Annotated in this window: 28 protein-coding genes and 1 riboswitch; of the genes, 13 read left to right on the top strand and 15 right to left on the bottom strand. The window is 57.2% G+C overall.

Translation table 11 applies throughout. The features are described from left to right. Positions 1-132 precede the first annotated feature (132 nt). Complete coding sequence (locus tag AC2FIZ_RS05135; protein WP_142634592.1) at positions 133-1,428, top strand: adenylosuccinate synthase; 1,296 nt, start codon at positions 133-135, stop codon at positions 1,426-1,428. Then, positions 1,428-1,670 (top strand): DUF2842 domain-containing protein, encoded by a 243-nt coding sequence (locus tag AC2FIZ_RS05130; RefSeq protein ID WP_142634590.1) that lies wholly within the window; start codon positions 1,428-1,430, stop codon positions 1,668-1,670. The genes AC2FIZ_RS05135 and AC2FIZ_RS05130 overlap by 1 nt, the downstream gene beginning before the upstream one ends. Positions 1,671-1,783: 113 nt before the next feature. Here AC2FIZ_RS05130 and AC2FIZ_RS05125 read toward each other — a convergent pair whose 3' ends face one another. Continuing rightward, on the bottom strand, positions 1,784-3,379 hold the full coding sequence (locus tag AC2FIZ_RS05125; protein WP_282021377.1) for a hypothetical protein: 1,596 nt from the start codon (positions 3,377-3,379) through the stop codon (positions 1,784-1,786). 134 nt (positions 3,380-3,513) lie between these two features. Between AC2FIZ_RS05125 and AC2FIZ_RS05120 the strand changes: the two genes are divergently transcribed. Beyond that, entirely contained in the window at positions 3,514-4,209 is a 696-nt protein-coding gene (locus AC2FIZ_RS05120) for a thiamine diphosphokinase (protein ID WP_496790677.1), read from the top strand. Here AC2FIZ_RS05120 and AC2FIZ_RS05115 read toward each other — a convergent pair. The 4 genes from AC2FIZ_RS05115 to AC2FIZ_RS05100 are packed head-to-tail and all read right to left on the bottom strand — an operon-like array spanning position 4,154 to position 7,623. Further along, a complete protein-coding gene (locus AC2FIZ_RS05115) occupies positions 4,154-5,068 on the bottom strand; it encodes a DMT family transporter (protein WP_281972310.1) in 915 nt (304 codons plus the stop codon). The two genes, AC2FIZ_RS05120 and AC2FIZ_RS05115, sit on opposite strands and share 56 nt — an antisense overlap. Positions 5,069-5,110: 42 nt before the next feature. Next, positions 5,111-5,527, bottom strand: coding sequence for a GFA family protein (locus tag AC2FIZ_RS05110; protein ID WP_142635156.1), 417 nt, complete (start codon positions 5,525-5,527; stop codon positions 5,111-5,113). Positions 5,528-5,546: 19 nt separating this feature from the next. Continuing rightward, positions 5,547-6,920 (bottom strand): L-serine ammonia-lyase, encoded by a 1,374-nt coding sequence (locus AC2FIZ_RS05105; protein WP_142634582.1) that lies wholly within the window; start codon positions 6,918-6,920, stop codon positions 5,547-5,549. A 1-nt stretch (position 6,921) separates the two neighbouring features. Continuing rightward, positions 6,922-7,623, bottom strand: coding sequence for a glutathione S-transferase family protein (locus tag AC2FIZ_RS05100; protein WP_142634580.1), 702 nt, complete (start codon positions 7,621-7,623; stop codon positions 6,922-6,924). A gap of 167 nt (positions 7,624-7,790) precedes the next feature. On the opposite strand from AC2FIZ_RS05100, the gene rpiA reads away from it, so the two are divergent. From rpiA to AC2FIZ_RS05065, 7 genes are all read left to right on the top strand, one after another. Continuing rightward, positions 7,791-8,579, top strand: coding sequence for a ribose-5-phosphate isomerase RpiA (gene rpiA, locus AC2FIZ_RS05095; protein WP_271946345.1), 789 nt, complete (start codon positions 7,791-7,793; stop codon positions 8,577-8,579). A 3-nt stretch (positions 8,580-8,582) separates the two neighbouring features. Further along, complete coding sequence (locus AC2FIZ_RS05090; protein ID WP_281972309.1) at positions 8,583-9,119, top strand: hypothetical protein; 537 nt, start codon at positions 8,583-8,585, stop codon at positions 9,117-9,119. 61 nt (positions 9,120-9,180) lie between these two features. Beyond that, the gene (gene gor / locus AC2FIZ_RS05085; protein WP_281972308.1) at positions 9,181-10,539 is read left to right on the top strand and encodes a glutathione-disulfide reductase; all 1,359 of its coding nucleotides are present in this window, start codon (positions 9,181-9,183) and stop codon (positions 10,537-10,539) included. Positions 10,540-10,611: 72 nt separating this feature from the next. Next, positions 10,612-11,754: an FtsH protease activity modulator HflK gene (gene hflK / locus AC2FIZ_RS05080; protein WP_142634572.1), complete on the top strand. Its 1,143-nt coding sequence runs from the start codon at positions 10,612-10,614 to the stop codon at positions 11,752-11,754. Continuing rightward, positions 11,754-12,650, top strand: a complete 897-nt coding sequence (hflC, locus tag AC2FIZ_RS05075) for a protease modulator HflC (protein WP_142634570.1) — start codon at positions 11,754-11,756, stop codon at positions 12,648-12,650. The genes hflK and hflC overlap by 1 nt, the downstream gene beginning before the upstream one ends. Then, on the top strand, positions 12,650-12,844 hold the full coding sequence (locus tag AC2FIZ_RS05070) for a DUF2065 domain-containing protein (RefSeq protein WP_142634568.1): 195 nt from the start codon (positions 12,650-12,652) through the stop codon (positions 12,842-12,844). Before hflC ends, AC2FIZ_RS05070 begins: the two co-directional genes overlap by 1 nt. Before the next feature lie 130 nt (positions 12,845-12,974). Further along, entirely contained in the window at positions 12,975-14,465 is a 1,491-nt protein-coding gene (locus tag AC2FIZ_RS05065; RefSeq protein WP_425595912.1) for a Do family serine endopeptidase, read from the top strand. Between the two features lie 215 nt (positions 14,466-14,680). Here the strand turns inward: AC2FIZ_RS05065 and AC2FIZ_RS05060 are convergent, their stop codons facing one another. From AC2FIZ_RS05060 to AC2FIZ_RS05040, 5 genes are all read right to left on the bottom strand, one after another. Next, on the bottom strand, positions 14,681-15,349 hold the full coding sequence (locus tag AC2FIZ_RS05060) for a Crp/Fnr family transcriptional regulator (RefSeq protein WP_142634564.1): 669 nt from the start codon (positions 15,347-15,349) through the stop codon (positions 14,681-14,683). A gap of 142 nt (positions 15,350-15,491) precedes the next feature. Continuing rightward, complete coding sequence (locus AC2FIZ_RS05055; protein WP_142634562.1) at positions 15,492-16,097, bottom strand: inner membrane-spanning protein YciB; 606 nt, start codon at positions 16,095-16,097, stop codon at positions 15,492-15,494. A 17-nt stretch (positions 16,098-16,114) separates the two neighbouring features. Continuing rightward, positions 16,115-17,017 carry an EamA family transporter gene (locus tag AC2FIZ_RS05050; RefSeq protein WP_496790673.1) on the bottom strand — a complete coding sequence of 301 codons (903 nt, stop codon included), beginning with the start codon at positions 17,015-17,017 and terminating at the stop codon, positions 16,115-16,117. Between the two features lie 86 nt (positions 17,018-17,103). Beyond that, positions 17,104-18,222, bottom strand: coding sequence for a signal recognition particle-docking protein FtsY (gene ftsY, locus AC2FIZ_RS05045; RefSeq protein WP_496790671.1), 1,119 nt, complete (start codon positions 18,220-18,222; stop codon positions 17,104-17,106). Between the two features lie 58 nt (positions 18,223-18,280). Continuing rightward, positions 18,281-18,919: a lysoplasmalogenase family protein gene (locus AC2FIZ_RS05040; RefSeq protein ID WP_281972305.1), complete on the bottom strand. Its 639-nt coding sequence runs from the start codon at positions 18,917-18,919 to the stop codon at positions 18,281-18,283. A gap of 133 nt (positions 18,920-19,052) precedes the next feature. Between AC2FIZ_RS05040 and AC2FIZ_RS05035 the strand changes: the two genes are divergently transcribed. Further along, positions 19,053-19,448 carry a hypothetical protein gene (locus AC2FIZ_RS05035; protein WP_271946369.1) on the top strand — a complete coding sequence of 132 codons (396 nt, stop codon included), beginning with the start codon at positions 19,053-19,055 and terminating at the stop codon, positions 19,446-19,448. A gap of 12 nt (positions 19,449-19,460) precedes the next feature. Here the strand turns inward: AC2FIZ_RS05035 and xseA are convergent, their stop codons facing one another. Further along, the gene (gene xseA, locus AC2FIZ_RS05030) at positions 19,461-20,954 is read right to left on the bottom strand and encodes an exodeoxyribonuclease VII large subunit (RefSeq protein ID WP_281994802.1); all 1,494 of its coding nucleotides are present in this window, start codon (positions 20,952-20,954) and stop codon (positions 19,461-19,463) included. A gap of 75 nt (positions 20,955-21,029) precedes the next feature. Here xseA and purD point away from each other — a divergent pair, with 75 nt between their 5' ends. Continuing rightward, on the top strand, positions 21,030-22,292 hold the full coding sequence (gene purD, locus AC2FIZ_RS05025) for a phosphoribosylamine--glycine ligase (RefSeq protein WP_281972303.1): 1,263 nt from the start codon (positions 21,030-21,032) through the stop codon (positions 22,290-22,292). A gap of 86 nt (positions 22,293-22,378) precedes the next feature. Here the strand turns inward: purD and AC2FIZ_RS05020 are convergent, their stop codons facing one another. The 4 genes from AC2FIZ_RS05020 to AC2FIZ_RS05005 all read right to left on the bottom strand — a co-directional run bounded on the left by AC2FIZ_RS05020 (position 22,379) and on the right by AC2FIZ_RS05005 (position 24,970). Then, on the bottom strand, positions 22,379-23,134 hold the full coding sequence (locus tag AC2FIZ_RS05020; RefSeq protein WP_281994801.1) for an FG-GAP repeat domain-containing protein: 756 nt from the start codon (positions 23,132-23,134) through the stop codon (positions 22,379-22,381). Further along, positions 23,134-23,457, bottom strand: coding sequence for a 2Fe-2S iron-sulfur cluster-binding protein (locus AC2FIZ_RS05015; RefSeq protein ID WP_142634548.1), 324 nt, complete (start codon positions 23,455-23,457; stop codon positions 23,134-23,136). The genes AC2FIZ_RS05020 and AC2FIZ_RS05015 overlap by 1 nt, the downstream gene beginning before the upstream one ends. Positions 23,458-23,593: 136 nt before the next feature. Beyond that, on the bottom strand, positions 23,594-24,220 hold the full coding sequence (locus AC2FIZ_RS05010; protein ID WP_281994800.1) for a GNAT family N-acetyltransferase: 627 nt from the start codon (positions 24,218-24,220) through the stop codon (positions 23,594-23,596). Between the two features lie 60 nt (positions 24,221-24,280). Continuing rightward, positions 24,281-24,970 carry a glutathione S-transferase N-terminal domain-containing protein gene (locus AC2FIZ_RS05005; RefSeq protein WP_271946383.1) on the bottom strand — a complete coding sequence of 230 codons (690 nt, stop codon included), beginning with the start codon at positions 24,968-24,970 and terminating at the stop codon, positions 24,281-24,283. Between the two features lie 130 nt (positions 24,971-25,100). Continuing rightward, positions 25,101-25,178: riboswitch (SAM riboswitch) on the top strand. A gap of 62 nt (positions 25,179-25,240) precedes the next feature. Between AC2FIZ_RS05005 and metZ the strand changes: the two genes are divergently transcribed. Further along, entirely contained in the window at positions 25,241-26,431 is a 1,191-nt protein-coding gene (metZ, locus tag AC2FIZ_RS05000; RefSeq protein ID WP_281972300.1) for an O-succinylhomoserine sulfhydrylase, read from the top strand. Positions 26,432-26,494: the final 63 nt, after the last annotated feature.

Here is a 26,494-nt window from a genome sequence, read left to right as displayed (position 1 = left end):
CTAGCCAAAAATAACTCCGCCGGAGGCACCACGCACAGTGTGGTTATGATCTGCGGCGAATTATCGGTTTCCCTGTCGCTGACACATCGCTATACGAGCCGGGTTTGATATCTCAGCGCAAAAGGACCAGATATGGCCAATGTGGTTGTTGTCGGCGCCCAGTGGGGTGACGAAGGAAAAGGCAAGATCGTCGATTGGCTCAGTGAACGGGCCGATGTGATCGCGCGTTTTCAAGGCGGGCATAATGCCGGTCATACGTTGGTAATCGACGGTGCCGTCTATAAGTTGCACGCTCTGCCATCCGGTGTGGTACGTGGCGGCAAGCTGAGTGTCATTGGCAATGGCGTTGTTCTTGACCCCTGGCACCTGCTGAAAGAGATCGCAACGATCCAGGCGCAGGGGGTCGAGATATCGCCCGAAACGCTGATGATCGCAGAGAACACCCCGCTGATCCTGCCCATCCACGGTGAACTGGACCGCGCACGCGAAGAGGCGGCAAGCAAAGGAACCAAGATCGGGACCACGGGTCGGGGAATTGGCCCCGCATATGAAGATAAGGTTGGGCGGCGTTCTGTGCGGGTTGCTGACCTGGCAGACGAGGCGACCCTTGAGGCACGCGTAGATCGCGCGCTGCAGCACCATGACCCGCTGCGCAAGGGATTGGGGATCGAACCCGTGGACCGCGATGCACTGATTGCTCAGCTAAGGGAAATTGCGTCCGAGATTCTGCCTTTCGCAGCACCCGTTTGGAAAGTACTGAACGAAAAGCGCAAGGCTGGTAAGCGTATTCTGTTTGAAGGCGCGCAGGGTGCCCTTCTGGACATCGACTTTGGAACCTATCCGTTTGTGACCTCGTCCAACGTGATCGCCGGTCAGGCGGCGACCGGCGTCGGCATCGGGCCCGGCTCGATTGATTTTGTCCTTGGCATCGTAAAGGCTTACACGACCCGTGTGGGTGAGGGGCCGTTTCCAACCGAATTGGATGATGCGGATGGCCAGCGTCTGGGTGAGCGTGGGCACGAGTTTGGTACGACCACCGGGCGCAAGCGGCGTTGCGGCTGGTTTGATGCCTGTCTAGTGCGCCAAACCTGTGCCACTAGTGGCGTAAACGGTATTTCGCTAACCAAGCTGGACGTACTGGACGGATTCGAGACGCTGAAAATCTGTGTTGCCTATGACCTTGACGGTAAGCGTCTGGATTATCTTCCCACTGCAGCCGATCAGCAGGCACGATGTACTCCGATCTACGAAGAGGTGCCTGGTTGGAGCGAATCAACGGAAGGCGCGCGCAGTTGGGCGGACTTGCCTGCAAATGCCATCAAATATGTGCGTCGGGTCGAAGAGTTGATCGAATGTCCGGTTGCATTGCTGTCCACTAGCCCAGAGCGGGACGACACCATTTTGGTGACAGACCCGTTTGCTGACTGATGGCCGGCGAACAGAAAAATGGCCTGAGCTATAAAGCGCGTCGTCGTTGGTCGATGGTGCTGCTGCTGATTGGCCTGCCGGCTTATATCGTTGCGGTGGTGACGGTGATAAACTGGTTGGACCGGCCACCAATATGGTTGGAACTTCTGGTATACGTAGCGCTCGGCATTTTGTGGGCTCTGCCTTTCAAATTCATCTTCAAAGGTGTTGGAAAAGAAGATCCTAACGGATCCTCTGACTAAGCGGCCTATTCGGGGCTCATCCTGCGGCGGGTTCATACGCCTGCCCACAAAAGATCGCCCAATGAAAAAGGGCCGGAGTTGGTCTCCGGCCCTTTTTTCTTTTCGGTTTGAATTCAGCCTGCGGCGCGTTCATCTCCGTCAGGGCGGAACCCGATCTCGTCCGAAGCCGCAAACCGACCTCCGCCAGCTTTCTCAATCTTGCCGTCGCGCAGCAGTTGCCCGAATGAGCGCAGGCTTTCCTCGCGATTAAAATCGTCCTGCTTGAGAGAACGGATCTTGTTCATCAGTTGCGGGCGCGAGAACTGTTCCTGTCCTTCGATGAACGACAGATAAGATGCCGCAGCTTCCAGCAGGTCCGGCAGAGATTGTGCGCCCTGTTCCTGCGCATAGTGCGCAAAGCCGCTTTCCTCGATCGGAAGACCCAGCGGTTTGGATTTTACACGGCGCGGAGAAATCGGCCCCATTTCATCCTCGTCTTTATTGTCGATGCGCTGTTCAGCAACCAGCTTGAGGGGAGCGGCAGGCTCTGCCTTGGGACGGGCAGTTGTAACATTGCTTTCGGGGCGGCGCGGGCTGATCTGCTGAGCCTGATTACGGTTTAGCGCATCTGCACGATCAGCATTGGTTGCGGCCACTGCATTGCGCAGACGGGAATATGTCTCGCGCTGATTGGCGGTCGCGGGATCATCCATCTGTTTGACCGCCTTTTCCATCAGGCGAGAAACGTCCTCGTCCAGGTTCGGTTCCTCAGGCAGAGGCTCGGATGCACGGGCGGACAACACGGCTTCGACGCTGGCGATTTCATCAAGCAGAGTTTCCTCGTCTTCTTCGGTCAAATAGCCGGCAACCTCTTCAGATTCGTCTGCGTCCGCCGAAATGTCTTCTGTCAGGATATTGTCGATTTCGTCGCTCTCGGCTTCGTCCGTCTCGGCACTCAGATCCGAAATCAAAACCTCTTCTGCCTCGACAGTGGTCACGTCGTCGGCAGTAGGTGCGACATCAATTTCTGGCACGGCGGGGGTCTCTTGGGCCGGGCCTTCGATCTCTGCCTCTTCCGCGGCGGGTGGGGGCATGTCCATCTGAGGTTCGGGCTCAAATTCCTGAGCCGCTTCAACCTCAGCATCGGCCGCGGGGGATTCGGCCAGATCTGTGGGGGTCAGAGTTCCGGCCTGAAAGGCAGCCGATACGGCATCAGTTGGGCCGGTTTCGGATTTCATCAGGGGGGAATCTTCATCCTCGGCGTAGATCACCGAGTTTTCTTCGCTATGAGAGACCACCGCCCGGATCCGTTGCAGCTTTGCGGCGATACTATCGGCGGCGGGTTCGGGTCGACCCTCAACCGGCTCGGCCTCTGCGATGGACGCGGACTGTGAGGGGGCAGCGGTATAGGCCGGAGCACTTGGGGTACTGGGCGGGGTCATGGGCGCGGTAGAAAGGGGCGGTGAAGCGGCACGGTCTTGCGCCCGCAGAAGCAATCCGTTTTCGCTCTGGCTGGCTTCGACTTTACGCGTCGCATCTCGCTGAGCAATGCGGGTCAGCATTTCGGCGTCTGGTTGCGGAGGTTCGGACCCAAAATACCTGTCATCCGCTGCAAGGTCGCGGAAGTATTCGGCAATCGACTTCATCGTTTCAAAAGAATCGTCAAATCCTTCCAAAGTGCACGAGAAGGTTCCGTAGGAAACTGTCAAAACCTTGTTATTCTGTACCATCAGACGTACGTCCTCTACAAACTACACGAGCCATCAGCCCGGTCGTGGGCAGAGCTATTGGCTCAGAACTTTGTCCATGAACCTATCATTTTGTGGTCTCAATGTGTCAAAACCCGGAAAAAATGATCAATCTCATGAAAAAGACGCGAATTGTACGTTCGAAAGAGTCAATCACGCTAGTTGGAAGCGGTCAAATTGGCCCTGAAGATTTGGATTTGGCGTTGATTCGCACCAAGTTGGCCGTCGCCGCAGATGGCGGGGCGGCAAGTTTGTTGGAAATTGGGCGCATTCCAGACGCTGTTATCGGTGATTTTGATTCGCTTGATTCGGATCACAAAGATCAGATTCCGCTGGATCGACTGTTTCCAATTAGCGAACAAAACAGCACGGATTTCGACAAAGCCCTGCGCAGTGTCGAGGCGCCGTTGGTGATTGGGGTCGGTTTTCTCGGGGGGCGTCTGGATCACCAGTTAGCAGCACTAAACGTCTTGGTTCGCAGGCAAGATCAGCCCTGTATTCTGATTGGCGAAAGTGAGATCATCTTTCACGCACCCCCCCAAATCTCGGTTTCTATGGCACCTCGAGATGTCGTCTCATTGTTTCCATTACAGCGTGTATCAGGGGAAAGCCGCGGCCTTGAATGGCCAATCGACGGTTTGGTGATGGAGCCGAATGGCGCTGTCGGAACGTCCAACCGCGCATTGGGCTCGGTTGAATTGCGTATGGATGGGCCGGGCCTTTTGGTAATGTTTCCCAGGGCGATGCTGGATCAGGTCATGCAGGCGCTTCTGTCGGGGCCGTCCGGGCGCTGGCCCGCTCACGCAGAATGACATAGAGGCCGGCGGCGATGGTGATGCAGATGCCCAAAGCGGCGACACCGTCGGGCAGGTCGTGAAAGATCAGCCAGCCAAACACCGTGGCGACCGGGATTTCGAGATACTGCATCGGGGCCAATGTTGCAGAGGGTGCATATCGCAGCGACCAAGTCATGAACAGATGTGCGACCGTACCGAGAAGCCCGATTGCAAGCAAAAGCCAGACATCGCCCAAATTCGGAGCAATCAGGGACAGCTCCCAGATTCCGGCGGGTGTTCCCACCAACAGTGCAGGCAGTAGGATGACAGAGGCTATGACGCCCGACACGGCCTGCAGCGCAATGGGATCTGTAGCTTTTGCAATTTGCCGGGTCACGAGCATGAACAGGGCAAACACCACCGCGACGACAAGTGGAAGCAAAGCCGCATATCCGACTTCGGCAAAGCTGGGTTGAATGACAAGCAATGTACCACCAAAGCCCACAAGGCACGCAATCAGGCGCCGCTTGCCGACTTCTTCCTTTAGTACCAGTTTGCCAAGAAGCAACATGATAAACGGCATAACAAAGGCGATGGCCACAGCGTCTGCCAGGGGCAAGTATTGCAGGGCACTAAACATCGCGGTGATACCGACGATGTGCAGCAGAGTTCTTATGACAGCGAGACGAAAAATGCGCCTCGGCATTTGCCAGGGCCTGCCGGTCCAGGCGACCAGCGGAACCAGCAACAGGGCCTGAAGTGTAAACCGGACAAAGACCAGCATCCCAAGTGGCATGGTTTCGCCCAGCAATTTGGCGACCGCGTCCCCCAACGGTGCGAGCGCACAAAAGCCAAGCATCAGCACGATGCCAAAAACGGGACGATCCTGTGTCATGCAGCGACGCTAGCGCTTTGGCTGAACCGGGGAAAGCGAAAGCTAGGTTTCAGGCAAAGGCTGCATCTTGGTGTAGTCCGGGCCGATACAGATCGGTAGCCCGTCATCCATTTGCAACCAGTCCAGCTTTTCCTCATGCGCGACATGCAGTGTTGGCTGCAACTGGTTGGGGTCCTTCAGAAGGGCCACGTAGAGGTGCATTATGCCGGACATGGACGCAGACCGGAATGAGATCGGCGAGCCGCAATCAGGACAAAAGCTGCGTTCTACGCCGGGTGAGGATGCGAATGTCTTTGGTGCCTGGCCCGTCCATTTCAACTGTCCATCGCGGATCCCGAAATAGGCCGTCATCGGGGCCGCGCATTGTCTGCGGCAACTGTCGCAGTGGCAGGTTACACAGGACAGAACAGGCGGGTCCACCTGAAATGAAACTTTACCGCAAAGACAATGGCCATCCATCATGCTTCCCCGCTTTGTTTCAGCAATTCGGCACGTTCACCGCCAAACCGCCCAATGACGTTTCCTTGTATTTTTCGTGCATGTCATGCCCTGTCTGACGCATGGTTTCGATGACGGCGTCCAGTGGTACGAAATGGTGACCATCTCCGCGCAGGGCCAAGGAGGCCGCTGATACCGCCTTGATCGCACCCAGCCCGTTGCGTTCGATACAGGGTACCTGAACCAGTCCGGCGACAGGATCACAGGTCATGCCCAGATGATGCTCGAGAGCGATCTCGGCGGCATTTTCCACCTGTTCCGGGGTGCCGCCCATAACCGCGCACAGCCCGGCTGCAGCCATGGCTGCGGCGCTGCCGACTTCAGCCTGACACCCGGCCTCGGCGCCCGAGATCGAGGCGTTGTATTTGACCAGCCCGCCAATAGCGGCCGCAGTCAGCATGAAATCTTCGATGTGGTTCTCTGAAGCACCGGGTACATGGTCCAGATAATAGCGCATTACCGCTGGAAGAACCCCGGCAGCACCATTGGTGGGGGCGGTCACCACCTGACCGCCAGCTGCGTTTTCTTCGTTTACGGCCATGGCGTAAACGCTCATCCAGTCGTTGATCGTGTGGGGCGCGTTCAGGTTCATGCCACGCTCGGCCATCAACGCGTCATAGATGCCTTTGGCGCGACGACGCACGTTCAAACCGCCTGGCAGAATGCCGTCGGTGGTCAGACCGCGCTCGATACAGTCGTTCATGACCTGCCAGAGGCGCGCGGTGCCTTTGGCAAAACTGTCTGCACAGCCGCGCGCGATCTCGTTGGCGCGCTTCATCTCGGCGATGCTTTTGCCGCTGGTTTTGGCCATGTCCAACATCTCGACCGCCGATTTGAAAGGAAAGGGCACCGGTGCGCCTTCATCGGTTGCCTTGCCCTGGGCCAGTTCTTCCTCGGTCAGAACAAAGCCGCCACCGATCGAGTAATAGACCTGCCGCAGGATCACGTCGCCCTGTGCGTCCGTGGCCATCAGGACCATACCGTTAGCATGGCCCGGCAGATTGTTTTCATAGTCGAAAACCAGATCGGCCTTGGGATCAAACTGCAGCGTGGGCAATCCTTCGGGGGTCACGCTGTGGGTCTCACTTATGCCAGCCAGTGCGGCCTCGGCCCGTTCGTGATCATATGTGTCGGGCACAAATCCGGCCAGGCCCAGGATCGTGGCGCGATCGGTTGCGTGGCCGACACCGGTAAAGGCCAGCGACCCGTGCAACGACCCGCGCAGCCCTGAAAATTCGAACGGAGAGGCGCGCATCATGTCCAGAAACCGCGCGGCAGCAACCATTGGTCCCATCGTATGGGACGAGGACGGGCCAATGCCCACTTTGAACATATCGAAGACAGACAGAAACATATCAGGTAGCAAAGCCTTCCGGTGGGTTAGCATAGGTTGGTGAGGTAAAGGGTGTAACCCCTAAACCCTCGGCCGCGATTGCGGCACGTGTGGCAGGGCGCGTCTCCAACTGCATCAGCATTCGCTGCAGATGCGGCGTGTCAGCGATCTGAAACCAGCTGCGATCAGCCTTCGCAGGATAGAGCGCCATCCAGCGCATCTGACAGGCCAGATAATAACTCAGGACCGATGGTATGTCCGGGCTCAGCCAGGAAGGCGCGCTTTTCGCAACATCGTCAAGCAGGCGCAAGTGCTGGCGCAAACGAGGGCGGATACCGGCGCGCAAAGGATTGACCTGCGCTGCGTCTATATATTTTTCGGCATAAAACAGAATACGCAGATCAGCGTGCAGCGTATTGGAGGCAAAGAACAGCCACTTCAGAAACGCGGCGCGGTTGCTGTCCATGGGGGTAGGGGCCAGCCGGCCATGCGTATCCGCCAGCCACAACAAGATAGCAGCGGTTTCGAAGATCGGCCCCTGTGGTGTTTCCAATACCGGGATCAGCCCATTGGGGTTCAGCGCGCGATATTCCGGGCTGTCCTGTGCGCTTTGGCGGCGGTCTACCAGAACGGTTTCATAGGGCAGGCACATCTCTTCCAGCGCCAGCCGGATGACCAGCGAAGCATTGTCCGGGGCATAGTGCAGGCGGTAAGGCGTGTTCATGCGAACTATGTATACCTCACGTATGTTTTCAACAGACCTGATTGCGACGTTTCCCATAGGAAACGCGTAGTTTCGCGACATGTTGGTCTACCGATCCGGACAATTCTCTCTCGCAGTTGTTGTAGGCATTCCGTATAAGTTCCGCAGCAAATTAGGGGGATGCTGAAATGGCCGGTGATCTGTCGCCCATCGACACTGCAAAATACGTCGCAGCACGCCGTGCGGCTGACATGGTGCAGAATGGGATGCGAGTCGGCCTGGGAACCGGATCGACCGCTGCATGGATGGTGCGTCGGCTGGGGGAACGGGTCAGAGAAGAAGGTCTGGCGATCAAGGGTGTTCCGACATCGACCCGGACGGCCCAACTGGCCCGCGAACTGGGCATTGAGGTTGTTTCTCTGGATCAGGCGGGATGGCTGGACATCACCATCGACGGTGCGGACGAATTCGACAGAGAGCTTAATCTGATCAAGGGCGGCGGCGGCGCGCACCTGCAGGAAAAGATCGTAGCCACGGCCAGCGACCAGATGGTGGTCATCGCCGATGCCGGCAAAGAGGTCGAGACTCTGGGTGCCTTCCCATTGCCGGTCGAGGTGATCCCCTTTGGCTGGCAGACCACACGCACCCTGATCGAAGAGGTGCTGGATACCATGGATGTTCTCGGTACCCGCTCGGCGCTTCGCATGAACGGAGAAGCGCCGTTTGTCACGGATGAAGGCAATCACGTGCTGGACCTGCATTTGCAACGGATCGGAAACCCAAGGCAGATGGCGCTGGTGCTGAACCAGGTACCCGGCGTGGTCGAGAACGGGTTGTTCATCGACATTTGCGACAAGGTCGTGATCGGTTATGGAGATGGACGGGTCGAACTGCGCGACATCAACGAGGGAACGGTGGAACTGGACGAGTTGTTTGATGGCGGCAAAGACAACCTGTTCACGGATTTGGCGGATTAAGGAATGAGCACCTCTCCGGTTGCTGAATACCGCGAAACCGAAGCAGATTTGGCTGCGCGAGCCAGGACGCTAAAACGCAACCTGATCAAGATCGGGATTGCGGCTGTGGTGGCGGCGTGGGGTTTTGTTTCCGCGGGGTGGACAGGTGGCACGCTTTTCACATTGGTGCTCGTTGTCCTTACTTCCGTCGTGTTGTTCATGAACTATCTAGTCTCACTCAATATGCCGTCGCTTGTGGCCCTAGTGGACTCTGGTGGATTGAAGCTCCGCACGCGTAGAGGAACGATCCAAGACATTGTTTGGCCTGATGTACGCTACATTGATGCGTTGGACGAAACCGAGCAAAAACGACGCCTTATTTTTTTTGTTAGCTTCAACAAGTCAGATGGCGGGCATGAGTGTTTACCCCTTCCGTTGCAATCCATGCCGAAACCCATATCTGAGTGTTTCGTAGAGACGATTGAGCATTATCGACCAAATCTGTATGCGTCCTGGCAAGATCAACTGTCCCAGTGGTCCAGCCTGGGCCGTCATGAGTGACCGGGTACATCATTGATGATGGCTCGATAGCGTTGTCAGAAAACTGAAAGAGGCACTGTAAATGAGCTTTGACTATGATCTTTTCGTCATCGGAGGCGGCTCGGGCGGGGTCCGGGCGGCGCGTGTGGCGGCTGGCGAAAACGGGGCCAAAGTGGCACTGGCGGAAGAGGATCGCTATGGCGGGACCTGCGTGATCCGCGGATGTGTCCCTAAGAAGCTGATGGTATTTGCTAGCGAGTTCTCTGGCATGGTTGAAGATGCACAGGCTTATGGCTGGGACGTCAAACCCGGTGCATTTGACTGGGATCTCTTCCGCGGCAAACTCCATGTCGAGCTGGACCGGCTGGAAGGCATCTATCGCAACATCCTGAAAAACAACGGCGTCGAAAGCTTTGATCAGCGTGCACATGTGGTGGACGCACATACGGTTGAGCTGGCCGATGGCACCCGCATGACGGCCAAGCATATTCTGGTCGCCACAGGGGGACGCCCTGTTGTGCCCGAGTTTCCGGGCTCGGACCTGGCGATCACCTCGAACGAGATTTTCCATCTGGAAAAACTGCCCGAAAGCATCCTGATCGTTGGTGGCGGTTATATCGCCAGCGAGTTTGCAGGAATCATGAACGGCATGGGCGTGAAAACCACACAGTTCTACCGCGGTGCGCAAATCCTGCGGGGCTTTGACGAAGAAGCTCGCGGTCTGATCAGCGAAGAGATGTGCCAGAACGGGATTAATCTGCATCTGGGCACCAATGTGCTTGAGATGGCCAAAGACGGTGACAAGATTCGCGTAAAGGCCACCAATGGCACGGAACAGCTGTTTGACGTGGTCATGTATGCCACTGGTCGCGCGCCCAATGCCGACAATCTGGGGCTTGAGGCGATCGGCGTTGAACGCGGCCGCAAAGGTGAGATCATCGTGGATGATTACAGCCAGACCGGCGTGCCCTCGATCTATGCGATTGGCGACGTGACGGATCGGGTAAACCTGACTCCGGTTGCGATCCGCGAAGGGATGGCTTTTGTCGAAACCGTATTCAAAGGCAACCCGACACCTGTGGATCACGACCTGATTCCAACTGCGATTTTCACGCAGCCGGAATTCGGCACGGTCGGGTTGAGCGAAGAAGACGCTGCAGCCCAAGAGCCGGTCGAGATCTATGCAACCTCGTTCAAGCCGATGCAAAAGGCATTCGCAGGTGGCACGCAGCGGGTTTTGATGAAACTGATCGTCTCTCAGGCCACGCGTAAGGTACTGGGCTGTCACATTGTGGCACCGGGCGCCGGCGAGATGATTCAACTGGCTGGCATTGCCGTCAAAATGGGTGCAACCAAGGAAGATTTCGACCGCACCGTTGCAGTTCATCCGGTCATGGCGGAAGAACTGGTAACAATGCGTCATCCTGTGCGTACGGCTTGATTTGCAACCGCGCGCACACAAGTTACAAGGGAACCCGTGATCACACGGTTCAACACAAGGGAATAGATAAAAATGGCGGGCAACAGCGGCGGCCCCTGGGGGGGCGGAGGCTCTTCTGGCGGCGGAGGAAATCGGGGTGACAACGGGGATGGGCGCAAGCCTCCCGAAAATGAAGGCCCGCAGATTCCCGAGATCGACGAGCTGATGAAAAAAGGCCAGGAACAGCTGCGCGTCCTGATGGGCGGCGGCGGTGGTCGTGGCACCAATGGTTCGGGCAGTGGCGGCGGTGGTGGTCCCATCTTTACCAAAGGGACCGTTGCCATTGGGTTGGTGGTGGGTGCAGTCCTTTGGGGGGCGGCCAGCTTTTATACGGTAAAGCCGGAAGAACAGTCAGTAGAGCTGTTTTTGGGTGAATTTTCAAACGTTGGAAATCCCGGTCTGAACTTTGCGCCTTGGCCATTTGTAACTGCCGAGGTCATTCCTGTGACCCGCGAGCAGAACGAAGACATGGGCGGAGCCCGTGGTAGCGATGATGGCTTGATGCTGACCGGCGACGAAAATGTTGTCGATATCGACTATCAGGTGGTCTGGAACATCAATGACCCGGCCAAGTATCTGTTCAATTTGCGCGACCCGCGCCAGACGATCCGCGCCGTGTCGGAATCGGCCATGCGCGAGATCATTGCACAAAGCGAGCTGGCACCGATCCTGAACCGAGATCGGGGTGTGATTGCTGATCGCTTGCAGGAATTGATTCAGTCGACGATGGACAGCTATGATTCCGGCGTGAACATTGTGCGTGTCAACTTTGACAAAGCCGACCCGCCACAGGACGTAATCGCGGCCTTCCGCGATGTTCAGGCCGCCGCACAAGAACGTGACCGTCTGCAGAACGTCGCCGACGCCTATGCCAATAAGGTACTGGCCGAAGCACGTGGTGAAGCCGCGCAAGTTGTGGAAGAGGCCGAAGGATATCGCGCCCAGCAGATCAACAGCGCACAAGGTGAAGCCAGCCGCTTTAGCGCGGTTCTGGAAGAATACTCCAAAGCGCCGGATGTAACGCGCAAACGTTTGTATCTGGAGCGGATGGAGCAGATTCTGGGTGATGTCGACAAGATCATACTGGACGAAAACTCGGCCGGTCAGGGACAGGGCATTGTGCCGTATCTGCCGCTGAACGAACTGCGCCGCAATCAATCCGGGGAGAGCAACTGATGCGTAAGTCACCCATTATCCTCATCCTTGTGGTGATCCTTGGCGTCGCTGGGCTGTCTTCGATCTTTATCGTTGATGAACGCGAGCGTGCGCTGGTTCTGCAATTCGGCCGTGTGGTCGCGGTGAAAGAAGATCCCGGTCTGGCGTTCAAAATTCCACTTATTCAGGAAGTTGTCCGTTATGACGACCGTATCCTGTCCATCGACGTTCAACCGCTTGAAGTGACGCCGTTGGATGATCGGCGTCTGGTCGTCGATGCCTTCGCCCGCTACCGGATTTCCGATCTGAACCAGTTCCGCCAGGCGGTTGGTGTCGGTGGTATCCCGGTTGCCGAGGATCGTCTGGACCGCATCTTGCGCGCTGAAACCCGCGAAGTTCTGGGTTCAGTTTCATCCCGTGACATCCTGAGCTCGGACCGGGCTGCGCTGATGTTGCGTATTCGCAATAGTGCGATTGCCGAGGCACGTGCGCTGGGTGTGACCGTCATCGACGTGCGTCTGAAAGCGACCGATCTGCCGCAGGCCAACCTCGAAGCGACGTTTGACCGGATGAAGGCCGAGCGGGAGCGCGAAGCAACGGACGAACGTGCCCGTGGTAATGAGGCGGCACAGCGCGTACGTGCCCAGGCCGACAGGACCGTTGTCGAACTGGTGTCGGATGCGCGGCGTGAGGCTGAGATCATTCGCGGTGAGGCTGACGCCGAACGCAATGCGATCTTTGCCGAAGCTTACGGAGCGGACCCTGAATTCTTTGAATTCTATCGTTCGCTGACCGCCTATCAGAATGCTTTGCAGGGCGGTAACAGCTCGATGGTATTGAGCCCGGATTCCGAGTTCTTCAACTATCTCAAATCACCCACCGGCCGGGGCCAATCGGCGGGGCAGGCGTCTGAATAATGGGTATGATCCTTCTGGCCTTTGGGCTGGTGTTGATTGTTGAGGGGCTGGCCTATGCGCTGGCCCCTTCGCTTATTGAACGTATGCTAGAGGCGTTGCGGTCTATGCCAGAGCAGGCACGTCGGCTTGCAGGATTGTTATGTATGGTGGGAGGTCTCGTGTTGCTATGGGGTGCATATCAGGTCGGGTTTTGAACAACGGCTACACTTCATGGTGATTTCCCCGCGATCCTCAGTTGCGGGCAAGGACAAACCAGCTACATTGGATATCAAGAAGGGCCGCCTGCGGGCGATCCAGATAGTGTTGACGACAAGGAGTTCCCACGTGCAGTCACAAGCGCGCAGTATATCCGTCCGGCGGGGCGACGTTGTTGGTTTCATGCGGTTGATGTGGCTGGCCTTTGCCGGGATGCTGCTTGTATTGGCGCAGTCAGTGGCCGCCCAGGCGCGGGGCGAAAGCCTGGCTCCGCTGGCCGATAAGATCAGCCCAGCGGTGGTCAACATCACCACTTCGACACTGATCGAGGGCCAGACCGGCCCACAGGGGATCGTTCCCGAAGGCTCTCCGTTCGAAGATTTCTTTCGCGAGTTTCAAGACCGTAACGGGGATGAAGATAACCGCCCCCGCCGCAGCAATTCGCTGGGCTCGGGGTTTGTGATATCCGAGGATGGTTTCATCGTTACTAACAACCACGTTATTGCCGAGGCTGATGAGATACTGGTCGAATTCTTCCCGGGCGACGGTCAACCGAAGAAAGAACTGCCTGCGAAAGTGATCGGAACAGATGAAAAAACCGATATCGCGCTTTTGAAGGTCGAAGCCACCGGGCCGCTGAAATACGTCAAGTTTGGTGATAGTGACATTGCGCGCGTTGGCGACTGGGTGATTGCGATGGGCAATCCCCTGGGGCAAGGGTTTTCGGTTTCGGCGGGGATCGTCTCGGCGCGGAACCGCGCGCTCAGCGGATCTTATGACGACTATATCCAGACCGATGCTGCGATTAACCGGGGGAACTCGGGCGGGCCGCTGTTCAATATGGATGGCGAGGTGATCGGCGTGAATACGGCGATCCTGTCGCCGAATGGTGGTTCGATCGGGATTGGCTTCTCGATGGCCTCGAATGTGGTGGTCAAGGTTGTCGACCAACTGCGCGAGTTCGGCGAGACCCGCCGCGGTTGGCTGGGTGTCCGCATTCAGGACGTGACCGAGGATATGGCCGAGGCGATGGGCCTGGACAAGCCGGGTGGCGCACTGATCAGCGATGTACCCGAGGGCCCGGCCAAAGAGGCAGGCCTGTTGGCGGGCGATGTGATCCTCAGCTTTGATGGTGTCGAGGTCGATGACACCCGTGGATTGGTACGTCAGGTTGGTGAGACAACGGTTGGCAAGTCGGTCCGTGTGGTGGTGCATCGGGATGGCAGCACGCAGACAGTGCTTGTGACTCTGGGCCGCCGCGAAGATGCCGAGCGGGCCGAAAGCGAAGAGGGTGAGGCAGAAGAAGCCCCGGTTGAGGAAAATGCCGATATTCTGGGGCTGACGATATCGCCCGTGACTGAAGCCCTGCGTGCTGATCTGGGGCTGGAGCCGGATACCGAGGGGCTGGTTGTGACCGAAGTGGACGAGGCGTCAGAAGCCTATGCCAAGGGTTTGCGCGCCGGTGATCTGATCACCGAGGCTGGCCAGCAGAAGGTCACTGCGATTTCTGATCTCGAGGACCGAATGGAAGAAGCCCGCACGGCCGGGCGGAAGTCACTGCTGCTTTTGGTGCGGCGCGGTGGAGATCCACGCTTTGTCGCGCTGAGCCTTGAAGAGTGATCTCTTAGGTTGAACAAACAGAAAGGCCAGGGCACCTGCTCTGGCCTTTTTTCTGTGCTGAAAAAAGATGAGCCACACGCCGGGGAAGGCGTATGGCTCTGGTACAGGGAGAGGTCAGTGGACAGATATCGGGGATGATTCTCTGACCTCCTACGGTAACAGTTCCTAACGTAATCTTAATGCGATCCGTCGTATGTGAAGCAGGTCACAACAGGTCAAATGAGGTCGGAATCCGCCAGTTCCCGCAGCGCCTCAAAATCATGGATCATCAGGCCGCCCCGCGAAGCTTCGACAACCTTGTCGCGTTTCCAGGTTGAAATTGTCTTTGAGACAGCTTCGCGCGTGGCACCAACGAATTCGGCCAGCTCGCTTTGGGACAGGGTAATGCGAGTGGTTGGATCGTCTTGAAGGTTGGACAGATGCAGCAGTTTGCGCGCAAGCCGGATAGGCATCGGCAAAAAGACCTGTTCATTCAGTTGCGACCCCATCCACCGCATGCGCAAACCGGCCAGTCGGATCATATCCACCGCAAGGTCAGGATGTTGGCGGATCTGGTTCATGACATCGGACCTACGCACACGCAGCACCCGAGAGGCCTCGGCCGCGGCCACGGTTGCGGTGCGGGGGCCATTGTCGAACAAGCCGATTTCACCAAAGACCTCGCCAGGCTTCATCAATGTCAACGAGAGTTTTCGACCGCTCATCGCCAAGAAGGACACCTCTAGCGTGCCGGCAAGAATGGCATAGAGGGCATCCCCTTCATCCCCTTGTTCGAAAAGGATATCACCAGGTTCGAGAGAAATCTCTGTCGCCTGTGCTGAGAGCATTGATCTCAGCCGGTCTGAAGCTTCGGATAGAAAGCCACTATTTGGGAAAGCCGTCATTTGGTGTGGTGCTCCGGCGGGAAAAGGTGAGTGGTGACACAACTTTTCATAGCCCAAGCGTTTAGCCAAGGATTTTGTTAGGTTTTATGGCCTCCCGCGCTTCACGGAAAAGTCATCCGAAGGGCGGTTGAGGATTTAGCCGTCATTGATGATCGGGATCATCCATATAGCTTTGCAACAGGCTGAACTGCAGCATCAGGAACGCCATCAGGGCAATGGGAAATCCGAAGGTTTCAATCTTGACCCACAGGTCAGTCGACATCGTGCGCCACACGAATTCATTTGCGACGGCCAGAACAGCAAAACACGCACACAGACGACGGGTCAGGATCATCCAGCCTTCGTGTTTCATGGGCAGCATCTCGTCCAGAACATAGGCAAGATAGGATTTCTTTTGCAGCAGCCCGATCCCCAGGATCAGAGCAAACAGGCCATAAACAAGCGTGGTTTTCATCTTGAAGAACCGCTCGTCATTGAACCAGGCGGTCAGGCCGCCGAAGAAAATGACCATGAAAGCTGTAAATATCTGCATCCGACTTAGCTTGCCGGTCAGGTACCACAAGATGCCCATTGCCCCCAGCATCAGCGGCACAAAAATGATCGTGGCAATGATAAAGCCGGAATACTCGATGCCGCCGATCATAAAGCTGTCATCGCGCAAGCGCAGGTAGATGAAGAAAAAGGCCAGCGGAGGACCCAGTTCCAGCACCTGTTTCAGAAATGGATTTATGTCGGTCTTGCCTGTCATGTCTTTTGTCCTGCTGCTTACCCGCCCATTTCAACTATTACGGCGCCGAGTGCAATCAATGCCATCAGCGCGATCCGCCTTGGGCCGACGGTTTCTTTCAGAACCAGCCAGCCGATCAGGGCGGCAAAGACGGTGGAGGTTTCCCGCAGAACGGCGGCTTCGCCGACCTTGTCCAACCGCGTGGCCAGCATGATGGCCCCGAAAGATAGGGGGGCGATGATCCCGCCGGCGATGCCGCGCAGCGCCAAGGGTCCCAAGGCCGGGCGATGGGCCATCACGCGCCAGCGAAAGAACGCATAGATCGGCATGGCGGCCCCGTCGATCATGAAAAACCAGGCCAGAAAGGTGAACGGATCGGCCGTCGCACGAATGCCATAGGCGTCATAGGTGGTATATAACGCCACAAACAGGCCAGTTGCGAGGGCCAAGGCTAGGGCGATCCCAAGCGTTTCGCGGTTGGTTTCAAGAAACCGCAGATTATAGGCCGCAAGCCCGAATATCCCGGCCAGCAAGACCGCGACACCAAACCATTGCGTGGCAGAGAAGGTCTCGCCAAACAAAAGATAGGCGCCGAAAACGGTGAACAGTGGTCCGGTGCCGCGCACGACGGGATAGACCACCGTGTAAGAGCCCTTGGTATAGGCCATTGCCTGCAGTATCTTGTAAGCGATGTGGATCAGCCAGACGGTGGCGAAGATTGGCCACATATAGGGTTCGGGCCAGGGCACGACAAAAAACGCGAAAGGTGCAGCCAGAAGACAGTAGCTGGCGTCTATGGCCCCGCGGGACAGCCACGGGTCGTGACGGCCTTTTTGCAAGGCTCCGAACACCGCGTGCAAGAAGGCGGCCATCAGCGCGAGCCCGAGGGCAAGGTCATGGCCCTTGGGCGTGCCTTCCAGAGAGATGAGCCAGTCGCTCAAGACATCGACCTTTCGCGGGTGGAGAGGGTGGGGGGCTGTCTGCCCCCCACACCCCCGAAGATATTTTTAGCCAGATGAAGTAGGGACTAGCCTTTTTCCAGGCCTGTTAGGGCCGCTGCGAATTCTTCGGGATCGAAAGGGGCGAGATCGTCGATCTGCTCTCCGACGCCGATTGCGTGAATGGGCAGGCCGAACTTGTCAGCCAGAGCCACCAGCACGCCGCCTTTTGCGGTGCCGTCCAGCTTGGTCATCACCAGGCCGGAGACATCGGCCAGTTTCTGAAAGGTATCGACCTGACTGAGTGCGTTCTGACCGGTGGTGGCGTCCAGAACCAAAAGGGTATTGTGCGGTGCGGTTTCGTCGACTTTGCGGATCACCCGGACGATCTTGGCTAATTCCTCCATCAGGTCGGCACGATTTTGCAGACGACCGGCGGTGTCGATCATCAACAGATCGGCGCCATCCTCTTGCGCGCGCGTCAACGCATCGAAGGCCAGGGAGGCGGGGTCCGAGCCTTCGGGGGCTGTCAGGACCGGAACGCCTGCGCGGTCTCCCCAGACCTGCAACTGTTCAACGGCGGCTGCGCGGAAGGTGTCTCCAGCTGCGATCACTACGTTCTTGCCGGCCGCCCTGAACTGGCTGGCTAGTTTGCCGATCGTGGTGGTCTTGCCCGATCCGTTGACGCCAACGACCAGTACCACCTGTGGGCGTTTGGAATAGAGCGGCATGGGCTTTGCAACGGGTTCCATAACCCGGGCGACTTCCTGCGCCAGAAGCTGCTTGATCTCTTGTGTCGAAAGTTTGCGGCCATAACGGCCCTCGGCCATATTGGCGGTGACGCGCAGCGCTGTGTCCACACCCATGTCGGATGCAATCAACAGCTCTTCAAGTTGTTCCAGCATGTCGTCATCGAGCGTGCGGCGAACTGCTGTCTCGGTTTCGGCGCGCCCGAAAAGCCGCCCGAGCATGGATTTGGACGGCGCAGACTCGGCTGTAGTGGCCACCGGTTTGGCAACTGCCTGTTCCGGTGCCATGTCCGGTTGCGCGACTTCGGGTCCCGGTTCGGAATGCGGCGCTGGCGCTGGCGGGATTGAATCCGGTGCAGTTGTTTCCTCGCCCCCATCTTCAACGATGGCATCCAACCCTTGCTCAAGGCGGGATGAGGATTTGAACAGCTTGTCCTTGAGCTTTGAGAATAGCGCCATTTTTGGTCTCCGTAGGTGTTCCTCTCACCTAATGCGGAATTGCAGCAGTTGCAAAGGGTCAGAGGAAGGCGATCAGAAGACCGGCTTGCGCCCCCCAATACAATACCCAAACCAGATAGGAGGTGAAACGGCGGCTGGGATGGTCCACTGGCAGAAGAAACTTCTCAGTCGCCAGGATCAGGTCGGACGCGATAAAGGACAAAGCCGCAGGTAAAGCCCAACGCAGCGCGCCTGTTTCGGGCAGGGCCAGGACCGTGATGCCCATGCCCAGAATGATCGGAATATACCCGAGAACGGGCCATTTCAGGTCACCGGCACGCGGCGGTAATAGGGTGACAACGACAATACCGAGGAGGATCAAAGACCAGAAATATCCGGGCTTCTCCAGAATAAGCGCGGCGTCGCTGGCCGGATGGGACAAGAACAGCCCGATATAGGCCAGATGACCAGTTGCAAAGGCACCGATCCCGGCCATGAAGGTGGCATCACTTTCCCGGGACAGAAGGGCGTCCCCCAGCGCACAGAATGCCAGCGCAAGGATCAACAGAAATGGAGCGCCACTTTGGGCGGCAATGACCGCCAGAACTGCGACGGATAGGGTCTTTAGGATTGACCGAACAGCACCAGCGCCACGCGAGGTCAATGGCAGGTAAGCCAGAGCGCAAGCTGTCGCAATCAGAAAGAGGGCATTGGTCATAGAGTTATCTCCGCAGCAGGTACTGAACACTTTCGCAGCGCATAACCGCAAAACTCAATCGGTGACGTGAAGGCACCCGGTTGGAATGAAAAGGGAATTGGCCTAGCGGCCTGCCATCTGACAGAATGAACCCATGCTGAAACGAATTGCGATTCTGTTGTCAATGGCTGCCCCGGCGGTTTGTGCTGACACATCTCTATCCGGCGCCGAATTTGACCGCTATACGCTGGGAAAAACACTGTTCTATGGCTTTGAAGGCAGGATCTATGGGGTCGAGCGTTATCTGCCGGATCGCCGCGTGATTTGGTCTTTTCTGGATGGGAACTGCAAAGAAGGGCTCTGGTACGAGCAAGAAGGACAGATCTGTTTCGTCTATGAAGACCGGCATGACCCGCAATGTTGGGTATTCACCGAATCTGGCGGCGGTCTGATCGCTCAGTTCGAGGGAAATCCTGAGATGACCGAACTATATGAGAAAGAAGACACAGACGCCGAGATGGTCTGTTACGGTCCTGAAGTCGGTGTCTAGCCTGTGCAGGGGTCAGAACAACGACCCCTGATCCGGCGCATCTTTTTTCGGCGGCTTTTTCGAAGTTGACGGTGACGCGGTAGACGGGCCGGTCTTCAATTCGCCATCTGCAAATTCAATGTCAAAGGATTGGTGTTTTGCCGCCTGATTACGGGTTGTCAGTACTTGCCCTTCGGCGCGTACGACCGCATATCCACGTTGCAGCGTGGCCTTGTAGCTGAGCGTTTCCCGCAGCCGGTCTGCGGTTTCCAGGGATTGACGCACCCGGTCCAGACGCGCGGCTTGCGCTGTACTCAAGCGTTCGGCTAGGCGGTTGATGTTTTGCCGTTGGCTGTCGATTTCGCGCTGGATCGGCCGGACAGACAGGCGCGACGAAAGGCTGCGCAGTGTTTCCTGTCGGGTTCCGACCAGTGAGCGTAATATGGACGGGCGCAGATGGGCGGACAGTTTCACAACTTGAAGGCGGCGGTTTTGTACGCCGCGCTCAAGTGCTGGTGTCAGTCGGTCCGCAATTAAATCAAGGCGTTGTCGCGGGTTGTTCAACAAGCTATCCGGGCGTGGTAATGCGCGGGATAAATCCCGCAACCGTTGCGACCGTCTTTGCACAGCGTCCGTGGCTGCACGGGACAGGCGGGCGCCCTGCTCTCCGGTCCAGGCCAAAAGTTCCATGCGGACGGGAACCGCAAGCTCGGCTGCGGCCGTGGGGGTTGGGGCCCGGCGGTCTGATACAAAATCAATCAGGGTCGTGTCGGTCTCGTGCCCAACCGCCGAGATCAGCGGGATCTCTGACGCCGCCGTAGCGCGGGCCACGATCTCTTCGTTGAACCCCCAGAGGTCCTCGATTGACCCGCCACCACGGGCGACGATGATCAGGTCCGGTCGTGGCAGCGCACCGCCAGGAGTCAGTTGGTTGAAACCAGTAATCGCGTTCGCCACCTCAGGTGCGCAATTCGAACCTTGCACGGCGACAGGCCAGATCAGCACTTTGCGCGGAAACCGGTCACGCAACCGGTGCAGGATATCGCGGATCACCGCGCCCGAGGGTGAAGTCACCACGCCGATGATCTGAGGAAGATAGGGCAGAGGCTTTTTACGCTCGGGTGCGAACAGGCCCTCGGATTCCAACTGTTTCTTTCGCTTTTCAAGCAGGGCCATCAGGGCACCCTGTCCGGCCACCGAAACCTCATCCACGTTCAGATTGTATTTGGACTGCGCTCCAAAAGCGGTCAGACGGCCTGTGACGACCACTTCCAGACCTTCCTCGGGAACCACGGACAGGGCAGCAACCTGGCCTTTCCAAGTGGTGCAGGCCAGTACGTTCTTGTCGTCCTTGATGTCATAGTACAGATGACCAGATCTGGCTTTGAACACGCGACCGACTTCACCCCGAACACGGATTCGGCCGAAACTGCCTTCCAGCGTCCGCTTCACCTCGCCCGAGATGTCGGAAACAGTGTATTCTGGGGTATTTTGGCCGGGAATGGGGTCGTCAAGTAGGTCGGACATTTCAGCGCCTTGTGTCAAATGCTCGGCCAGCTTAGAACGCGCGGAAGGCGAGGCCAAGCAGATCGGAGAGCAGTCATGAACATCCTCATTCTCGGTAGTGGTGGGCGCGAACACAGCCTGGCCTGGGCGGTGATGCAAAACCCGAAATGCGACCGCCTGATTGTGGCGCCGGGCAATGCCGGGATCGCCCAGATTGCCGAATGTGCAGCGCTGGATATCGAAAACGGCGGTGAGGTGGTCAGGTTTGCGGATGAGAACGCGATCGACTTTGTGATCGTCGGCCCCGAGGCGCCATTGGCTGCGGGGGTTGCGGATCGTTTGCGCGAGGCCGGTGTGCTGGTTTTTGGCCCCTCGGCCGCGGCTGCACGTCTCGAGGCGTCCAAGAGCTTTACTAAAGAGATCTGCGACGCCGCCAATGCTCCAACCGCAGGATACGCCCGGTTTACCGAGGCCGAGCCAGCCAAAGCCTATATCAAAAAGCAGGGCGCACCTATCGTCGTCAAGGCTGATGGCTTGGCCGCGGGCAAGGGTGTGATCGTTGCGATGGACGAAGCGACGGCCTTGGATGCGATCGATGACATGTTTGGCGGAGCCTTTGGTGGTGCCGGTGCCGAAGTTGTGGTCGAAGAGTTCATGGAAGGTGAAGAGGCATCTCTGTTCGTGCTATGCGACGGGGAAAGCATCCTGTCCATTGGCACGGCGCAAGACCATAAACGGGTAGGCGAGGGCGATACCGGTCTGAACACCGGCGGCATGGGCGCGTATTCTCCGGCTCCTGTGTTAAGCGCTGTAATCGAAGAGCGCGCGATGAACGAGATTGTGCGCCCCACCATGGCAGAGATGAAGCGGCGCGGAACGCCGTTTCAGGGCGTTCTTTATGTTGGTTTGATGATCAAAGACGGCCAGCCACGGTTGGTTGAATATAACGTGCGTTTCGGCGACCCGGAATGTCAGGTGCTGATGATGCGCCTGGGCGCGCAGGCGATGGACTTGATGCACGCCGCAGCAGAAGGCCGGTTGGCCGAGGCGCGTGTAAACTGGGCGGATGATCACGCCTTGACGGTAGTCATGGCCGCAAATGGTTATCCGGGCGCCTACCAAAAAGGCAGCGTGATTAAAGGGCTGGATGACGTATCTGAAGATAGCGGTAATATGGTGTTTCACGCAGGAACCAAAGAAGCCGACGGTCAGATCGTCTCTAGTGGTGGCCGGGTATTGAATGTCACCGCACGCGGACGGAACCTGCAGGAAGCGCGTGACCGCGCCTATGAGCTGATCGACGGGATCAACTGGCCAGAGGGGTTCTTTCGCCGGGATATCGGATGGCGGGCGCTGTAATCGCGACGGCTCCCGCGCTCAGCCACTGCATCAGAGATGCAGCGTCAATGGACTTGGGCCGGGCAGCCCTCTGACGCGGGCTGCAGTCAGGGCGAGGGTACGCAGTTAAGCGCAGAGGTCATTGCTTTCGGGCTAAAGGGGGCGACCAGATGCTGCACCCAGCCATTGTCAAAGCGGATGCTGACAATTTCGCGCCAGTCCGCAGACGCGACTACCAGTTCCGGGCCATTGCCACAGTCGCGCAGGCCCCCTGTGATGAAACCTTCGCCGATCCGATGATTTGTCAGCCCTGGTAGAGCGGCAATCTGGATTAATTCGCCGTCGACAAAGCGCCAAATGCGCAATGTCTTGGCCAGATGAGGGCGGTCGACATAGGCGATTTCGATATTGCCATCCCCATCCAGATCCGCCGCCCCGACCGGAGCAAGCCATCGAAAGCGGGTACCGATATGCGGAGTTGCGGCGATTTTATCGCCTCTGGCATCATAGATGGCCAACTGAGCGCCCGTTTGATCCTGAGATTCAATGACAATGACCTCGGGGGTCCCGTCCTGATCCACGTCCACAAGCCGTGGAGCGAGATCTTCAAATACGCGATCAGATGGAAGGCGGATGGTCACATTTCCGCTTTGGGTAGTCAGTTCCAACGCGCCATATTCGATGTTATCACCCAGAACTCCGTGGGCGTAACGTGTTGTCGGCTCGGTGAAACGAGCGGCTGGGACGGTCTCTGCCAGTGCCAGCGGGACATGGCCCGTCAGCCAGAAGCACAACGTCAGCGCTGCGCCGCGGGCCTGACCCTGCCAAGTTCGGTAGGGTAGGCGCGGCGCTTTGCAGGGCATCAGATCTGTTTTTCCGGCATCTGAACGATCAGGCCATCCATCTCGTCTGTGACTTTGATCTGGCAGGTCAGGCGCGAACGGGCAGGGTCGGGCTCATAGGCAAAGTCCAGCATGTCTTCTTCCATGTCATCCTTGCCGGGAATTTTCTCAACCCAGTCGGGGTGGATATAGACATGGCAGGTCGAACAGGCACAGGCGCCGCCGCAATCCGCTTCGATGCCGGGAATGTTGTTGTCACGGGCTCCTTCCATGACGGTTAGTCCGTTGGCGACCTCGACAGTGTGCTCGGTACCGCCATGCTCGACATAGGTGATCTTTGCCATTGCGTGCGTCTTCCTTTTTCGATTGTCGATTTCTTCCTTAGTGAAGGGCGTTGCCTGTTTCCAGTGGGAATTGCGACATGAACGGTCGCGGCTGAATATTCTTATCGACAATATTGCAATCGAGCCTGCACCGATGTCAGTCGCTTTGACCGATCTCTAGAACCATGTGCAGGTGCATTCCTATTCCATGCTCGTCGTCCAAAACGGGCACGCGCGATTCAATTTCGACGCTAAATCCAATATGTTCATAAAAACTAACGGCTTCATTGTTGGCAGCTACATCAAGGCATATTTGATTGCACCCACCCGCCAAAGCCCGTTTCGTTGCTATTGCAAAGAGTTGGCTGGCAATGCCTGTACCCTGCATGTCTGGGTTCACAGCGAATTCGAGAATGTAGTAAGAGTTTTGACGCGGGGCGGGAAACAACCGATCCATCCAATGCAAGGCAGATTTTAGATGACGGGCTTCATCTTCGCCAAGAGCATTAGCTTGATGATCGACGGAAAAATCGAAATTCGCAGCATATTCTTCTTCTGTATGCCCAATAAGGAGGCCGGCGACTTTGCCACGGTGCATGGCCGTGAAGGCATGTTTGAACGAATACAAACCTAGTTGCGCGGGCCATTCTGTTCCGATGATCTTAAGCAAGACATCCATTTTTCCAAATATGTAACCGTTTAGTTTTGGATCTGTGCTCCATAGAAGATCGGCGAGAGCCTCGGGTGGAACAGATTTGGAGGCCGGTTGTACTAGGACGGTCAAAATTCACTCCTGATTCTGGCATCCAGAAAATGCGACATACCGTGTAAACAATACCCTCGCTTATCGTTTAAACAAAACGCCCTGCGATTGCCTGTCACGGTGATCTCCGCGCAACTCGGCATGCAAGGCGCGGCCCGCTTGCACACCGCGGCGAGAGCTTACGGTTTCCAACCAGCGGGTAAAGTGAGGCTTGTTTTCCAACACCTGTTGTTGCCCTTCCCACAAGCTCGCCCAGCCCCAGATCGACATGTCGGCGATGGAATAGAAATTGCCGGCCACATATTCGTTCTCGGCCAGCCTGCGATCCAGAACGCCGTAAAGACGTCCGACTTCGGCACGGTAGCGATCCTTGGGGTAGGGCAGGTCTTGCGGCGGGTCCAGCTGAGGTGCGTATTTCAGGAAATGGTGTGCTTGTCCCGCCATCGGGCCGATGCCGCCCATCTGCCACATCAGCCATTCTTCGACAGCGATCCGGTCACGTTCAGTTTCACCATAGAAGCGTCCGGTTTTTCGGGCGAGATACATCAGGATCGCGCCGCTTTCGAATACAGATACCGGCGTCCCTCCGGGTCCGTTCGGATCGACGATCGCGGGCATCCGGTTATTGGGGGCGATTTTAAGGAACTCGGGGTCGAACTGGTCGCCTTGGCCGATGTTGATCAGGTGGGTTTTATAGGGCAGCTCCATCTCTTCCAAAGCGATGGACACTTTCCAGCCGTTGGGCGTGGGCCAGAAATATAGATCGATCATGTCATCTCCTCAAACTGGACGCGATCATGGAGGTTTCAGCGCGTTCGGCAAGAGGGCGCGCAGGTGTGTTACGAAAGCGTGACCTTGGTGCAGCCGGTCTTGACGTGATCTGGGACGGGGCGTAAATGCATCCTCATCAAGTGGCGATTTGTTACCGGATTGCGGGCCACGTTAAACAACACCGCTAAAAGGTCAGGATGAAAGACCCCTTTCGCTTGGCCGCGTCTGGGGTTTTTTGTTTGCCTCCCAAGCGGGGCTGAAAGGAATGACATGAGCGAGAGCTGGAACAAGCGCACACAAGCCGTCCATGGCGGCACGCGCCGCAGCCAATACAACGAAGTGAGCGAGGCGATCTTTCTGACCCAGGGATTTGTCTATGATACGGCCGAGCAGGCCGAGGCGCGGTTCATCGAAACCGGCCCTGATGAGTTCATTTACGCTCGGTATGGCAACCCGACAGTTTCGATGTTTGAACAGCGTATCGCGGCTCTGGAAGGGGGCGAAGACGCTTTTGCCACCGCCTCTGGAATGGCTGCGGTGAATGCGGCACTGACTTCGATGTTGCAAGCCGGTGACCACGTTGTTTCTGCCAAGGCTCTGTTCGGGTCGTGCCTGTATATTCTGGAAAACGTGCTGACCCGGTTCGGGGTTGAAGTGACCTTTGTGGACGGTACCGATCTTGACGCATGGGAGGCTGCGATCCGCCCGGACACCAAAGCGGTTTTCTTCGAATCCATGTCCAACCCGACGCTTGAGGTCATCGACATCTCAGCCGTTTCCCTTCTGGCCCATGCGGTTGGTGCAACGGTCATCGTGGACAATGTGTTCTCGACCCCAGTTTTCTCGCGCGCGATCGCTCAGGGGGCTGACGTGGTTGTCTACTCGGCGACCAAGCATATTGACGGGCAGGGCCGCGCCCTGGGTGGTGTCATCATCGGCACCAAAGAGTTCATCCGTGGTACGGTCGAGCCCTATATGAAACACACCGGAGGCGCGCTTAGCCCCTTCAACGCGTGGATCATGTTGAAAGGGCTTGAGACCATGGCCTTGCGGGTCAACGCACAGGCCGAAACCGCCCAGAGGATTGCCGAGGCGCTAGAGGGCCATCCGGCGTTGGAGCGGACGCTTTACCCCGGTCTGAAGTCTCATGCGCAGAATGATCTGATACAAACGCAGCTTGGCGGCAAAGGCGGGACAGTGCTGTCGTTAGATATCAAGGGCGGAAAAGAGGCGGCATTTTCCTTCCTTAACACCCTGACGATTCCGGTGATTTCGAACAATCTGGGCGATGCCAAGTCGATTGCCACCCACCCGGCAACCACCACACATCAAAGATTGAGTGACGACCAAAAAGTTGAGCTGGGCATTGCTCCGGGCCTCATCCGGTTCTCGGTCGGTTTGGAAGACGCCGATGATCTTCTTGCCGATATCAAGCGCGCATTGGACGTTTCTCAGCAATAGGGGCGTCAGCTGAACTGTTAGGCATGGTTCGAAAACGGTTTGTGACTTGTGCGCATGATGCGC

The organism is Ruegeria sp. CDSB022 (assembly GCF_059611145.1).
Note: the sequence above shows the minus strand (reverse complement) of the source record. Positions and strands in the feature narration are given on the sequence as shown.